The 13613-nt window shown below is 38.3% G+C and carries 13 protein-coding genes and 1 riboswitch; of the genes, 8 read left to right on the top strand and 5 right to left on the bottom strand.

What is annotated here, in order from left to right; translation table 11 throughout:
- Nucleotides 1–388: 388 nt before the first annotated feature.
- Nucleotides 389–1207 carry a 16S rRNA (adenine(1518)-N(6)/adenine(1519)-N(6))-dimethyltransferase RsmA gene (rsmA, locus tag F6K27_RS29565; RefSeq protein WP_287279516.1) on the top strand — a complete coding sequence of 273 codons (819 nt, stop codon included), beginning with the start codon at nucleotides 389–391 and terminating at the stop codon, nucleotides 1205–1207.
- Nucleotides 1208–1747: 540 nt separating this feature from the next.
- Here the strand turns inward: rsmA and F6K27_RS29560 are convergent.
- A complete protein-coding gene (locus tag F6K27_RS29560) occupies nucleotides 1748–1969 on the bottom strand; it encodes a hypothetical protein (protein WP_287279515.1) in 222 nt (73 codons plus the stop codon).
- A 499-nt stretch (nucleotides 1970–2468) separates the two neighbouring features.
- On the opposite strand from F6K27_RS29560, the gene cobJ reads away from it, so the two are divergent.
- Nucleotides 2469–4583 carry a precorrin-3B C(17)-methyltransferase gene (gene cobJ, locus F6K27_RS29555; RefSeq protein ID WP_287279514.1) on the top strand — a complete coding sequence of 705 codons (2115 nt, stop codon included), beginning with the start codon at nucleotides 2469–2471 and terminating at the stop codon, nucleotides 4581–4583.
- A 528-nt stretch (nucleotides 4584–5111) separates the two neighbouring features.
- Here the strand turns inward: cobJ and F6K27_RS29550 are convergent.
- Complete coding sequence (locus F6K27_RS29550; protein WP_287284732.1) at nucleotides 5112–5513, bottom strand: hypothetical protein; 402 nt, start codon at nucleotides 5511–5513, stop codon at nucleotides 5112–5114.
- Nucleotides 5514–5786: 273 nt separating this feature from the next.
- Here F6K27_RS29550 and pyrE point away from each other — a divergent pair, with 273 nt between their 5' ends.
- From pyrE to thiC, 3 genes are all read left to right on the top strand, one after another.
- Complete coding sequence (gene pyrE, locus F6K27_RS29545; protein ID WP_287279512.1) at nucleotides 5787–6398, top strand: orotate phosphoribosyltransferase; 612 nt, start codon at nucleotides 5787–5789, stop codon at nucleotides 6396–6398.
- A complete protein-coding gene (locus F6K27_RS29540; RefSeq protein ID WP_124144529.1) occupies nucleotides 6388–6861 on the top strand; it encodes a hypothetical protein in 474 nt (157 codons plus the stop codon). The genes pyrE and F6K27_RS29540 overlap by 11 nt, the downstream gene beginning before the upstream one ends.
- Nucleotides 6862–7820: 959 nt before the next feature.
- A riboswitch (TPP riboswitch) is annotated at nucleotides 7821–7915 on the top strand.
- Nucleotides 7916–7922: 7 nt separating this feature from the next.
- Complete coding sequence (gene thiC, locus F6K27_RS29535) at nucleotides 7923–9302, top strand: phosphomethylpyrimidine synthase (protein ID WP_287279511.1); 1380 nt, start codon at nucleotides 7923–7925, stop codon at nucleotides 9300–9302.
- 99 nt (nucleotides 9303–9401) lie between these two features.
- Here thiC and F6K27_RS29530 read toward each other — a convergent pair whose 3' ends face one another.
- The gene (locus F6K27_RS29530; RefSeq protein ID WP_375339404.1) at nucleotides 9402–9539 is read right to left on the bottom strand and encodes a zinc ribbon domain-containing protein; all 138 of its coding nucleotides are present in this window, start codon (nucleotides 9537–9539) and stop codon (nucleotides 9402–9404) included.
- Nucleotides 9540–10400: 861 nt separating this feature from the next.
- Nucleotides 10401–10604: a transposase gene (locus F6K27_RS29525; protein ID WP_375339718.1), complete on the bottom strand. Its 204-nt coding sequence runs from the start codon at nucleotides 10602–10604 to the stop codon at nucleotides 10401–10403.
- A gap of 562 nt (nucleotides 10605–11166) precedes the next feature.
- Between F6K27_RS29525 and F6K27_RS29520 the strand changes: the two genes are divergently transcribed.
- On the top strand, nucleotides 11167–11616 hold the full coding sequence (locus tag F6K27_RS29520) for a hypothetical protein (protein ID WP_287279510.1): 450 nt from the start codon (nucleotides 11167–11169) through the stop codon (nucleotides 11614–11616).
- A gap of 319 nt (nucleotides 11617–11935) precedes the next feature.
- Here the strand turns inward: F6K27_RS29520 and F6K27_RS29515 are convergent, their stop codons facing one another.
- A complete protein-coding gene (locus tag F6K27_RS29515) occupies nucleotides 11936–12133 on the bottom strand; it encodes an NblA/ycf18 family protein (RefSeq protein WP_287279509.1) in 198 nt (65 codons plus the stop codon).
- Between the two features lie 465 nt (nucleotides 12134–12598).
- On the opposite strand from F6K27_RS29515, the gene F6K27_RS29510 reads away from it, so the two are divergent.
- Together F6K27_RS29510 and F6K27_RS29505 are read left to right on the top strand one after the other, a co-directional pair.
- A complete protein-coding gene (locus F6K27_RS29510) occupies nucleotides 12599–13117 on the top strand; it encodes a tetratricopeptide repeat protein (protein WP_124144534.1) in 519 nt (172 codons plus the stop codon).
- Entirely contained in the window at nucleotides 13068–13484 is a 417-nt protein-coding gene (locus tag F6K27_RS29505; RefSeq protein ID WP_287279508.1) for an RNA-guided endonuclease TnpB family protein, read from the top strand. The genes F6K27_RS29510 and F6K27_RS29505 overlap by 50 nt, the downstream gene beginning before the upstream one ends.
- The last annotated feature ends 129 nt before the right edge of the window (nucleotides 13485–13613 follow it).

The raw sequence follows: 13613 nt of genomic DNA, 5'->3' as shown, positions 1-13613 counted from the left end.
TTGCTACTAATGACCTGAGCAAATGCAGTAAAGATGATGTAGAATTTGAATCTCAAACCAGATGGAAAGTTGAAGATATCAATGGAGAAATTAAGCAATTAACAGGTCTATGCTCCTGTCAATGTCGGCTGAATCTACTCCCTTAAATCATTACAGTGCTTCCCTTAATAATACAGGAATTTTACATCATTTTGTCTATGGAGGACATTTTTCTACAGATGTCTATTAAATTCATGTAATTTGGTTATATATTACAACAGAAAAATTTGGGTCTGGTGCTGACTCTTTTAAGAAGATAAAAAAAGAGAATATTCCTCAGTTCCAGTCCCCTTATTGCAGAGGTACTATTCCCTGTTCCCTGTTCCCTGCTATATAACTGATAACTGAAATGACTATTCAACCTAGAAAAAGATTTGCTCAACATTGGTTGAGGAGTGACAAAGCTCTCAATAAAATTGTCCAAGCTGCTGAATTATCCGAGAGCGATCGCCTCCTAGAAATTGGTCCAGGTACAGGTATTCTAACTCATCGTTTATTGCCCTTAGCTGCTGCAGTTGTTGCAGTAGAAATTGATAGAGATTTATGTCAAAAGTTAGTCAAAAAAATTGGCGGAGTAGAAAATTTTTTATTGTTACAAGGAGATATTTTATCCCTAGATTTAGAAACAAATTTAGCACAATTTCCTACTTTCCAAAATCCCAATAAAGTTGTAGCTAATATACCCTATAATATTACCGGACCAATCCTAGAAAAACTATTAGGAACAATTGCCCAACCTGTAGCTAATAGTTATGATTTAATCGTCTTATTATTACAAAAAGAAGTAGCGGATAGAATCTGCGCTCGACCAGACTCAAAAGCTTATAGTTCCCTCTCAGTAAAAATTCAATATTTAGCCAACTGTGAATTTATTTGTGATGTACCTGCCAAAGCATTTTATCCCCCACCAAAAGTTGACTCAGCAGTAATACGACTACGCCCTCAATTAATAGAACCCCAGGCAAATAATCCTAAACAAATGGAAACATTAGTTAAATTAGGTTTTTCTAGTAAACGGAAAATGTTAAGGAATAATCTTAAAGCAGTTATTGAACGCGATCGCCTCTTCCCATTACTAGAAAAGTTAAAAGTAAATCCTCAAGTTCGTGCAGAAGATTTAAGCGTGCAGCAGTGGGTAGCACTAGCAAATAGCATAGAACCCATTTGAGAACTATCTATTTAGGGTTTGCGCTCAAAAGTCTTATGGGTGAGGGTAGGAGACAACCCACCCCTCGCCCCTCCCCCTCCCAGGAGGGGAATACAGGAGACAGGAGTCAGGAGGAATGGGAATTATAGAGGAGGTAGGAAGAAGAGTTGTCCCAAGATTGTTCTGCCTTTGTTTGCCCTCAATACTAATATGCATGAACTTTTTATACCAAAAAGCTAGCACTTTTTTCGCTCCAAAAAGGCTAAAACCTTTATCCGTCAATGCTTTGAAATTTAATCAGCCAGCCCTATCTATTTCTGGATTCTGAATTCTGATTCACTATCTTATTACACCGATGCTACCGGATTTTATATGACTTCTGACTTCTGACTTCTGACTTGCGCGTAGCACTATAGCTCTTACCCCATAGCAAGAGCTAGATACACCGGATTCCACTTTGGTGAGGTACACCCGCGGGAGCAAGATGCTCGCACTAAGAACATTTAATGATTAATATCTGTACTTCATATACTTGGAATCTGCTGTAATTCGATCGCTTACTTAGTCAAAAAGTCCTTTTTTTTCCCTTTTTTTCCTGACAATTACAATTATAGGTTGTGCATCTTCTGGGGTTTCACCTGATGCTTTCAGTTGTTTGATCATTTTTCCTATGTTCTTGGATATCTTACCTTGACCTCTCTGCAAATCACGGATATCTTTACTTTTCGCCGCGCCCATCTCTAAAATAATGGTGTTTGTTTTTTGCTTCATCTTTTTCTTCATTTTTTTCTCCTTGTTATTTATGGGTATTAAATTAAGTACTTGTATGTAATTTTAGTTACAAAACTCAAAGCCCTTGGTCTACATTTTAAGTTGTCTAATATTTTAAGCTTTTGATATGTCAAATAAAGTAATAGTGACTGTTATAACTTGTTAACCCAGCAGTCTTTTCTGTGTTTTTTGTGATAAAAATTTTAGATTTCTTAACTGGCCAACAATATTTTACAAAAATTGGACAACCAATACAATACCATACCATTTCTCAAAAACTTTTCAACTTGGCTATTGAGTAGGGAACACGGGGAAAGTTATTCGGTTATTTTTAATTACTTAATTAGGGTTTGCGCTCATATCTTATATTATCAGCTTTTTATTCCCCCTTCCGGAGCTGTTGCCTGCGCGCAGCGCTATAGAAACCCTGTAGAGAAGATGTTGGTATAGCAAGGAACGAGTTATTTAGGACATAGAATAAATAACAAATCCAATTTCAAATACCTAAAACATGAATTTAATTGGCCAAGAATTTCAACCCATAGCAGCGATCGCCACAACTCCCACAGCAACAAAATTATTACAACCTATTTGTCAGACAATGGAGGCAACTCTGTGGATACCAGAGTCTTGTCAACACACAACAAATTCTACTGTCAATGCCGAAATTTACACCGACTCTCTGAAAAATCATCTAGCAAATATTTGGCAAAACTATAGTGCTATAGTTTTTTGTCTCGCCAGTGGTGCAGTTGTACGTTTAATCTCTCCACTTTTAAAAGATAAATATCGCGATCCAGCAGTAGTCGTTGTAGATGAAGCAGGTCAATTTGTCATTAGTTTATGCAGTGGACATCAAGGTGGTGCTGATAAACTAACTAATGTACTCGCTCGTCTCCTGAACGCTACCCCAGTTATTACAGGTGCATCCCATAATTTAGGATTACCTGGCGTAGATATTTTGGGTAAACCTTTTGGTTGGCAACGAGGGGAGGGAGATTGGAATAGAGTCAGTGGAATAGTTGCTAGAGGAGAAACTGTACAAGTAATTCAGGAAGTGGGTTCGACCTTGTGGCAAGAGCATCTACCCCAGAATCATCCGTTTTATTTTGGATTTCCAGAAATAGGCGATCGCTCTGCTCCTACTCCCAAGGCCAGAATTTGGATTAGTTTTACTCAGCGCCAGTTTTCTCCAGATTCAGATTTACCGAAAGTACAATGGCATCCACGAGTTTTGTGGATAGGGGTTGGTTGTGAAAGAGGTACTTCTAAAAAATTAATTGCAACTGCTATTCAACAAGTATTTCAAGTTTATCATTTAGCTGAGGGAGCGATCGCTGGAATTGCCACTATCGATCTTAAAGCTGATGAAATAGGTTTAGTAGAATTTTGTCAGGAACAAAATTTACCCTTGCAGACTTTTCCTTCAGAATTATTGAGCTGTGTTGAAGTACCTACTCCTTCTAAGATTGTTGCTCAGGAAGTAGGAACTCCTAGTGTTGCTGAAGCTGCTGCAATTTTAGGCTCAAAAGAAGGAAGAAGGAAGAAGGAAGAGGGAAGAAGGAAGGAGGAAGAAGTAAGAAAGAAGAGGGAAGAAGTAAGAAAGAAGACGGAAGAAGGAAGAAGTAAAAAGTGGATGATGAATCAAACCCCAAGCAATTATAAATACCCTGTAGACGACGAAGTCTTAAACCTAAAAGAAGAAGATAATATTAATTCTGAATTAAAACAGAATACAGACAATTTATCCTCAAATTTTCAGGGAATTAATGAAGGTAATTTATTAGTCCGCAAACAAATATTTCGTCTAGAAGGCGAACCAGGAGCAGCAACTATTGCTGTGGCTATATCTCAACAAGAATATACAGGAAGAACTGGAAAACTATTGTTAATTGGCACTGGCCCAGGAAAATTAGAACAGATGACACCCGCTGCTCAAATGGCTGTTAGTTATGCTGATGTTGTTATTGGTTATTCTCTTTATATTGACTTAATTCAACCCTTATTAAATCCTGGGCAAATCATCGAAAAACTACCTATTACTCAAGAAAGAGAACGAGCAGAAAGAGCAATTGAATTGGCAAATTTTGGCTTAAATGTCGCAGTAGTTTCTTCTGGAGATTGTGGAATTTATGGCATGGCAGGATTAGTTTTAGAGCAACTTCGAGCCACAGGTTGGGATGGCAAAATTCCCATGGTAGAAGTATTTCCTGGAGTTAGTGCTTTACAATCTGCTGCTGCTAGAGTTGGTGCGCCTTTGATGCACGATTTTTGTGCTATTAGTTTGAGCGATTTATTAACACCTTGGGAGGTAATAGAAAAACGTTTAAATGCTGTAGCAATGGCTGATTTTGTTGTAGCACTTTATAATCCTAAATCCCAGAAAAGAACAGAACAATTACTTAAAGCTGTAAATATCTTTTTAGAATATCGTAAACCGGAAACTCCAGTAGCAATTGTCCGGTCTGTTTATCGAGAAAATGAGGAAATTACCCTGACAAGTCTGGATAAATTATTGGAGTTTTCTATTGATATGTTGACAGTAATTTTGATTGGTAATGAATCTACAGGTATTTACAATAATTGGATGATTACACCCAGGGGTTATTCAACAATTAATAATTAATAATTAATAATTAGGGTTTGCTGATTAAATCTCAAATAATTACTAGATAAAGGTTTTAGCTTTTTTAGGTATTGAAAAAGTGCATGGTTTTCAGCTCTTCATGCTCAAAAAGCTAGTATTTTGGGCTGACTATGGCAGAATAATCTTGGGACAATTCTTACTCCTACCTCCTCGCTCATTCCCCGTTTCTCCTGTCTCCCCCTCCTGGGAGGGGTTAGGGGTGGGTTGTCTCCTGTCTCCTGTCTCCTACTAAAGAGCAAAAAGACTTTTTCAGCAAACCCTAATTACCTCTCCTTGAAAGCGGATAGGATGTAAGTATTTCCTGCAGAATGCGGAGCTAACAGCTATTAGCAGTCAGCTATCAGCAATTAGTAATAAGTAATTACTTCTAAGGTTTAGGAAGAGAACTTTGCCAGTAAATTTTATTCTTTCCTCAATTTCAAAGGTTGCTTTTATCTTCCTCAAAATTAATAGCTGATAGCTAATAGCTGACGGCTATTTGCGGAGCATTCCGGAGGAAATGCTTACCTAATTACCACCAAAAGTAGGAATTGAATCAGAAGGAGGAGCTGTCATTACTGATGAATTATAGGGATTAACTAAATCAGGAGTTCTAATGACTGGTGTACTAGAAAACTGCCGCCTTTGTTCCTCTATATAAAGCTGATTGATTAGGCGTAAGTCGTCAGAAATAGCTTCATCAGGAAACCTTAATATACCAAAATAACGACCTATTTGATTCAAAAACTCTGTTTTCTCAAAAAAGTTACCAGAATATCTTTGACTTGCTTCGTTAAACTCTTCTGCAAAAGGTTGATATGTACCAACAGGATCTTCAGGATGTCCCGCTTGAGCAATTTGGACAGATGTTAGAGTCGCGATCGCTGAAAAAATCATTATGCCACTGAGGCTTTTCAAGTTCATGGCCATACCTTATTATTTATTGTAGGTTATTACTGGTGACATCTCCCATACTAAGCTGACGCTATAGTGTGGGCTTCTAGTTTCGCAGCCCCGGTATTCCGTCGGGCAAGCGCGTGCTTTAAGGACGGAATGCCCTGCCGCCCTATTTTTTATGCCACGTTCACATCGCGGTCTATTGCTATGCCACAGTGCGGACAAGAATGGCTAAATTGCTCATATTATAGCAGTGAGATTATATGGCAAAAAATTATATATTTTGGAACTATTTTAATTAAAAGTATGACAAATCAAATTTCATCCTTAGCTACTCTTGATTTAACCACCATCAAACAAGAACTACTCGATTTGTTATGTAATTTAGCTTATCGCGAAGGAGATTTTGTCTTATCTTCTGGACAACGTAGCTCCTATTACATAAACGGTAAATACGTTACTCTTCATCCCCAAGGTGCTTTAGCAATTGGACGGTTATTATTATCCATGTTACCTGAAGATACTCAAGGTGTAGCAGGTTTAACTTTAGGTGCAGATCCAATAGTTACTGCTGTTAGTGTCGTCTCAGCTTATGAAAATCGTCCAATACCAGCTTTAATTATCCGAAAACAAGCTAAAGGACATGGCACAATGGCTTATATAGAAGGACCTTCACTAGAAGCTAATGCCAGAGTAGTTGTTTTGGAAGATGTTGTTACAACTGGAGCTTCAGCAATGCTAGCTGTTAATCGACTGCGAGAAGCAAGCTATCAAGTCCATCGGGTTTTTGCCCTTGTAGATAGGGAGCAAGGAGGTCGAGAACTTTATCAAAAAGAAGGTCTTCAGTTTGAGTCAATATTTACTATATCAGAGCTACAAGAAAATCTGAAAAATATTAGCCAGAAAAATGACGACTAAAGCAGATTATACAAATTCAGAATGGGAGTTATTGTTGCAAGCAATTACTTTGGTTTCGATGATAATTATTACCTCTGAATTTACACTTTTTTCGGCTGTTAAAGAAGTATTTACTTTTAACAAAGAAATTAAGCACGCTAAGTTAAATTATCAGGATAATCAACTGGTTCATAATTTGTTGGTAGATATTGCAGAAAAAACGACTCGAATAAATGAGATAGAAAATGCAGTAAATTTTACAGAATTTCTGGAAGATGCAGAAGAAAAAATTAAAGCTGCAGTAGCGATTGCTCATCTTAAAGCGACTCCGAAAGAAGCTCAAGAATACAAAGAATTTCTCTATGAAATAGCGACTCAAATAGCTAATGCTTCTGGAGAGGGAATATTTGCTACAGGACCTAAAATTAGTCAACAAGAAGCTATAGTTTTAGAAAGACTCAAAATGCTTCTTGAGCTGGATTAATTTAATTAAATTAGTTCCTGTGCAAAATGATTTGTATTATTTATAACTCAACTATATTTCCTGTTCACAACCCCTGTGTTTCCTACTTCTGCTAAATTAATCTTCTCTCCATTCTTCCCGACCAATTAAGTCAACAATATTGTCTATTTACCCCTATCAATTTGTTTGTTCGCCGATGGAGGTGCCTCAAAAGTAGTTTAGTCGGGTAGATTGTGGTTTGCCGGAATCTGGTTTTGTTTTTGCCTGTTTTAACCGTCACTATAGAACCCATTTGAGATCTATTTAAAAAGAGATGGGGAGATGGGGAGATGGAAGCAAATTTCAACCTGCTTGGTGCACTACCTGGTGCGCTATCGGGCGGTGAGTGCAGTACGCCCTTCGGGTTCCCAAGGGGCTGTGGGCCTCAGCAGGTTCTGCCCGATAGACGCCGCGCCGAATTGAAGGAACTACCGTACGCAAAGCGTTTCTGTTAGTGTAGCTCCTCCGGAGGAGGAAAGAGATACCCGAAGGACCCGGGGTATCATCCGCTTTTGGCCCTATTCTAGTTCCTGAATCTCCTGACTTCATCACCGACTGAGTTCTGAGGACGGCAGCCAAAAGCACATACCCCGTGCAAAGATACGATCAGGGGTTCTATAGAACTGCTAAATTTAATAATTCTTCATAAATCAACAAGTAAAGAATTTTAATATAAAATTTTCCTGAATGATGAGGTATAATTTAGGATAAAACTCTTTTCCCTACAGTAGGGTGTGTTTTAGGCTGTTGCTGACATGAAACGCTGCGCATTCATGTCGCGCAGCGAAACGCTTTTCATGTCGCGCAGCATTCCGTAGGAAAGCGAAACGCACCGAAATATTTGGAATAGGCTAGATAGACGGTGCGTTACATTTCATTAACGCACCCTACTGGGCTTTTTGATTACCCTCAATCCAATCCCAAAAAAGTGCTATAGTAAAAGACTAAGCTAGGGGTGCCTAGATATTAGGCTGAGAAATACCCTTAGAACCTGAGACTGGTTAATACCAGCGGAGGGAAGCTGTTTATTTAAGGGAAAAAATATGCGGACAGAATGGATCGCCAAGCGTAGTGGACACAAAAATGTCTCTCAAATGCACTATGCTCGTCAGGGAATCATCACTGAAGAAATGGACTTCGTTGCCCAACGAGAAAATCTCCCTGCTGAGTTAATCCGCGAAGAAGTAGCAAGGGGACGAATGATTATCCCTGCTAATATTAACCACACTAACCTCGAACCAATGTGTATTGGCATTGCTTCTCGGTGTAAAGTTAATGCTAATATTGGTGCCTCTCCTAATACTTCTGATATTGAGAAAGAAGTCGATAAACTAAGACTGTCTATTAAATACGGTGCAGATACCGTTATGGACTTATCTACAGGTGGCGGTAATTTAGATGAAATTAGAACTGCCATTATCAACGCTTCCCCAGTTCCTATAGGTACCGTACCAATTTACCAGGCAATAGAAAGCGTTCACGGCAGAGTTGAAAATCTGACTGCCGATGACTTTCTGCATATCATTGAAAAGCACGCTAAACAAGGGGTAGATTATCAAACTATTCACGCTGGAATGTTAATTGAACATCTACCTCTGGTCAGAAGTCGTATCACTGGTATAGTTTCCCGTGGCGGTGGAATTATTGCTAAGTGGATGTTACACCACCATAAGCAGAATCCATTATACACCCATTTTGACGAAATAATCGAAATCTTCAAAAAATATGATGTTTCCTTTAGTTTAGGAGATTCTTTGCGACCCGGTTGTACTCACGACGCTACTGACGAAGCACAGTTAGCAGAATTAAAAACATTAGGTCAATTAACTCGTCGTGCTTGGGAACATGATGTCCAAGTTATGGTAGAGGGTCCTGGTCATGTACCAATGGACCAAATTGAGTTTAATGTGAAAAAACAAATGGAAGAGTGTTCAGAAGCGCCTTTCTATGTTTTAGGTCCATTAGTCACAGATATTGCTCCTGGTTATGACCATATTACTTCTGCTATTGGCGCGGCAATGGCAGGTTGGTATGGTACAGCGATGTTGTGTTATGTTACTCCGAAAGAACATTTAGGTTTGCCTGATGCTGAGGATGTGCGAAATGGGTTAATTGCTTATAAAATTGCTGCCCATGCTGCGGATATTGCTCGTCATCGTCAGGGAGCAAGAGATAGGGATGATGAACTTTCTGCTGCTCGTTATAATTTTGATTGGAACCGTCAATTTGAGTTATCTTTAGACCCAGATCGAGCTAAGGAATATCACGACGAAACTTTGCCTGCGGATATTTATAAAACTGCTGAATTTTGTTCTATGTGCGGACCAAAATTCTGTCCGATGCAGACTAAGGTTGATGCTGATGCTTTGACAGAATTAGAGAAGTTTTTGGCTCAAGAAAAAGAACCTGTAACTCAAAGTTAATATCTATTTGGCTAATCTATTTTAACTTGTCCTAACCTGAATGCGTAGTCCTATATCTTCTATGAATCCACAGTTTTCGCATTGAAATACACGCTCTGATCAACACAGAGACTGTTTGACATTTTCAAAGTTAGAACAAGTTTTAGAACTGGGAAACCATAGATCGGCGATGATTAGTTGAGAACCATATAGTTTACACTTGTACTCTAGCTGTCTACGAAACTCATAAAATCCCATATCTGCTATAGCTTTAGCTAACTATAGAACCCATTTGGTATCTTTGCGGTGCGTAAAAATTTTTGAGTTACTCAAAGGTTCTTACTTAGAGGCAATACAGGAAAAAGTGGATGCGATCCCGCGCCCTTCGGTTATCTCTTTCCTCCTCCGGAGGAGCTACGCTAACAGAGACAATTTGCGTACCGCAGTTGCGTGACTGTCGGCGGGGTGCCTATCGGGTGGACGCAGGTTCCGCCCACAGCCGGGATCCCGCAGGGCGCACTGCACTCACCGTCGCACGGCGCACCTGGTAGCGCACCAATCAGGTTGAAAAATACTCGCTCCACACCTCCATCACCCCATGCTGACAAGGGTAGATTTTTCATCACCCTCGGGTATGGGGCGCGAGTGTAGTCCGAAAGGAGAATACAGCTCTTGCGTGAAGTTTGCAGCGTCGGGTCAGACCAGACCCTGTACTCCCCACACTCCCCATACTCCCCCTATATTTCTAAATAGAACCAATTTGGAATCTATAGAACTTTGGTTGACTCTGCTGATGGTAGAGAAAAAATAGCAAAGGATATTAAATTTCGGCGTTGGTAAATCAAGAGATGAAACTTTCAGACTAATCCCCTTCTGACTAACTCTAAATGTTTAACTAGATTAAGTAATGGGTATCACCCCTGCGAGAAAATCATCTTATATCATGTTCCCCCTCCGGGGGAGCTACGCTAACGGACGGGTCAGTTATAAATAAAATTTAAGAACTGACAGTACCGAAGAAATACTGAAATTATCTTTACTTTTGTTCCTTCCTTCTTTCTTCCCTCCTGACTTCTGAGGACTGAGGACTGACTCCTCGCATTGTCTCCACCCTAAATCTTATATAGCTGTTGACAGTTTCCGATTCTTTACCAAACCAGAAACGTTTAAATCTTCCAAAATAATTGTTTGGTTTTCACGAATTATTTCAGTAGATAACTTATGTAGGAAATCCGTTCTAGTATCTTTAAGTTTGAGATGAAATTTAGCTATTCTCAGCCTAGCTTTTTCGTAATTGCTTCCTGCTACTTCCGTTTCAGTCACCGCGGGCTTTACAGTTTAATTGTTAATAAACGAATTTGATATTAGACATATCCACGAAAATAAATAAGCCTTTGATTTAACCATTAAACAAATTGGTAACGAATAATTAATATTTAATAAAATAATTAAAATATAAGAGTAATATCAATTATTTCCCTAAACCTCACAATTTTCAAATTTTGATCTGCTGTTTCCTGTTCCCTACTACTTTTTTTACTATTTGTGGGTAAAGAGGGTTTGATGGTTGGAGAAAAATTTTTAATTTAAACTCTAACAAAGGACAGTTCTACCTATATTTAAAGTTTTTAATTTTTTGTTTTTTAGATTATTTATACACATAAGTGGTATAGATAGTCTAAAATAGATCGATAGTGCTAACACTGAACTAGGTAACTCAATTTACCCATGCTTCACCAGCCAAAACATCAAGATATTAGACTTTTTCTTTGGACTAATCTTGCTGAATCTTTTGACTGGCATATATAGCACAAAACGTAATTTTTGTCAACCTCCCACCTCGCCGTATCAATGAAGCTAGGATTAGGAGCATAGGAATAGCACTGTGGCTCATACATTTATACTAGAATCAGGCCAATGGGCAATAGAAGGAAATTGGCTAGAGCGTAATGGAATGTTAATTACTGTTAAGGGTAAGACTATTGTTACATGGGACCGTACAGATTGGTTCTCTATGGTGACAAAACTGATATTTCCCAGTCAAGACCGTGAGGACATTATCTTACAATACAGAGGACGTCTCGACAGTGACGAACGACACTATACGTTTCTTCTTCAGCATAGCGAACTAGGAAAAATAGAAGGAGAAGGATGGCTGGGCATTAATTCAATTATTCAGCGCTATTGGGTACTGGGAAATGATGTCCAACGTCGTAGTGGCTTTGAAACTTTACTACGCTTAGACCAAGAGCGATATTATTTTACTGGCGGGATTTTAAGTGGTGTTTCTTTGAAAAGTGCTATGGAGGCAACTATAGAGCGTCAACCAGATTAATTAATAAACAATTATTAATATTTTTTAGTATTCTTGAATATTCTTAATTTTTGAGTTAGTCACTCAATGATGTTTTTAATACTTGTAATAATTGCAAATTGATAGCAATACACTTAAATAATGTCAAATAATATATATTAATATTAAATAATCAATCGCCTAAAGTTGTTGTTAACTAAACTTCTTAGCTCATAAAATCTTAGTTTTAAGTTTTGAGTTGAGTGAAACAGTATTAGTTGACGCCCCACGATCCCCAACTCTCTTTCATTAGTTTGAAACTGAGTGAGAGAAAGAGGTCGTCCCTAAGACAACTTCCGTTTTAGTCAAAATCAGGGTTAGATTCTAATCCCCACTTATGTTTTAAAAATTGTTGGTAAAGAGTTTCCCTCATCAACATCTGTTCATATAATTGAACCAAGCAATCTTGAGCCTGTTGTAAACTCATCTGGCGTACCTGAGTCTCAAAAGACCGAACACTAAATTGCTTTTCCATTGGCATTTCCATCGGTTGGTCCATAGTTTTACTCCATATTCATAGTAACAACTATTCACTGAGCCTACTTCAGAGTAAAATCAGTAAATTTAGATACAAAAAATTTATCTGGATTGCTCCAAATATGCCTTGTTAGATTCAGCGATCGCCATACATTTTCTACAACTGCAAGAATAAATATGAATATCGCATCATGTTACAAAATATAACAAATATTTGACAAAACTGCCATCATTTTTCTCGTATCACAGATATAAAAATAGCAAATATTGAGAATTTTCTTCTGCCTTAAAGAAATCCTAGATAACAGTCAAGAGTAAAAATGCTCATTTTGAACAAATTTCTGATGAGTAGACAATTTCTCAAAAGTCTTAAGCAGAAATTTAAACAAGTGGAGTTCTCTTAAGGTTTATTTCACAAAGAGGGGATCAAATCTAAAAATAAGTAGTATGCTGAAACAAGTAACTATTACGACTAGCATTATTAAAAATGTTTTATAAAAAATCTAAGTACAACTTATTGGCCATAGCTATCATACTCAGCTTCGTCAGCACTACTTCAGCTGATGCTTCGACTCTCAAACCAAGAGCAAAACAAACCCAATTAGCGAACACAACAATTATTGCCCTTGAAGTAGAAGCCAAAGAAGAATTCGATCGTGGGGTGAAACTCTACAAGGAAGGAGACCTGACATCAGCAGAAGCAGCATTCCGCAAAGCTATTGAATTAGATTCAGAATTTGCAGAAGCTTATGCTAATCTGGGCAGTCTTCTAGCCAATCAAAATAATTTGTCAGAAGCAATTTCCCAATTTGAAAATGCTGTTCGCCTCAAACCAGACCTAGCAGTGCTTCATTATCAACTAGGGGTAGCATTGTATTTGGAAAATAAACGACCTGAAGCATTAGTATCTCTCACTAAAGCCAGAGACTTATTAAAAGAACAAGGTAAAGGAGAAGATGCAGAAAAAATCGAGAAAGCAATACAAAGAATTCAAGCAGAATCTTAAGAGAAAAGCACAACTCAAGATAGTGGCATTACGTAGACGAATAGCTAACATCCGCAAACATACACTTCATAAATTAACAACATATTTAGCTAAAAACCACAGGGTTGTTGTTATAGAAGATTTTAACCTCAGCGGTATGTTAGCCAACCATAACCCACCCCCATCCCCTCCCAGGAGGGGAGCTAGAGGGGTGGGTGCAGACCAGGGATTTTATGAGTTTAGGCGACAGCTTGAAAATAAAACTCAGTGGTACGGTTGTGAGCTAGTGGTAGTTGATAGATTTTTTCCATCGTCAAAGATTTGCAGTAGGTGGGGTCATGTTAAAGATATGCCCTTATTCTATGATTTATTTATAAATGAGGAATAGATCTCACGGGGTGACAAGCTAGTTGAAAGCTATATATAAAAAGGAATTTGCCGACTGGAGCTGAACAATACTTCAACAAAAAGAAAACCCTTATTGAGAATAGATGGGGTGTAGTGCGTTCGCTGCGCG

It is taken from the genome of Okeania sp. SIO2F5, from assembly GCF_010692685.1.
In the GTDB taxonomy this organism is placed as follows: Bacteria; Cyanobacteriota; Cyanobacteriia; order Cyanobacteriales; family Microcoleaceae; genus Okeania; species Okeania hirsuta.
This window is presented reverse-complemented; position numbering and strand designations above follow the sequence as displayed.

Bases quoted from the DNA above. Each gene is read 5' to 3' on its own strand.
- F6K27_RS29510 (WP_124144534.1), top strand. From the start codon at position 12,599: ATGTTTTATAAAAAATCTAAGTACAACTTATTGGCCATAGCTATCATA.
- rsmA (WP_287279516.1), top strand. From the start codon at position 389: ATGACTATTCAACCTAGAAAAAGATTTGCTCAACATTGGTTGAGGAGT.
- F6K27_RS29550 (WP_287284732.1), bottom strand. From the start codon at position 5,513: ATGGCCATGAACTTGAAAAGCCTCAGTGGCATAATGATTTTTTCAGCG.
- pyrE (WP_287279512.1), top strand. From the start codon at position 5,787: ATGACAAATCAAATTTCATCCTTAGCTACTCTTGATTTAACCACCATC.
- F6K27_RS29530 (WP_375339404.1), bottom strand. From the start codon at position 9,539: ATGGGATTTTATGAGTTTCGTAGACAGCTAGAGTACAAGTGTAAACTA.
- F6K27_RS29560 (WP_287279515.1), bottom strand. From the start codon at position 1,969: ATGAAGAAAAAGATGAAGCAAAAAACAAACACCATTATTTTAGAGATG.
- thiC (WP_287279511.1), top strand. From the start codon at position 7,923: ATGCGGACAGAATGGATCGCCAAGCGTAGTGGACACAAAAATGTCTCT.
- F6K27_RS29540 (WP_124144529.1), top strand. From the start codon at position 6,388: ATGACGACTAAAGCAGATTATACAAATTCAGAATGGGAGTTATTGTTG.
- F6K27_RS29515 (WP_287279509.1), bottom strand. From the start codon at position 12,133: ATGGACCAACCGATGGAAATGCCAATGGAAAAGCAATTTAGTGTTCGG.
- F6K27_RS29505 (WP_287279508.1), top strand. From the start codon at position 13,068: ATGCAGAAAAAATCGAGAAAGCAATACAAAGAATTCAAGCAGAATCTT.
- cobJ (WP_287279514.1), top strand. From the start codon at position 2,469: ATGAATTTAATTGGCCAAGAATTTCAACCCATAGCAGCGATCGCCACA.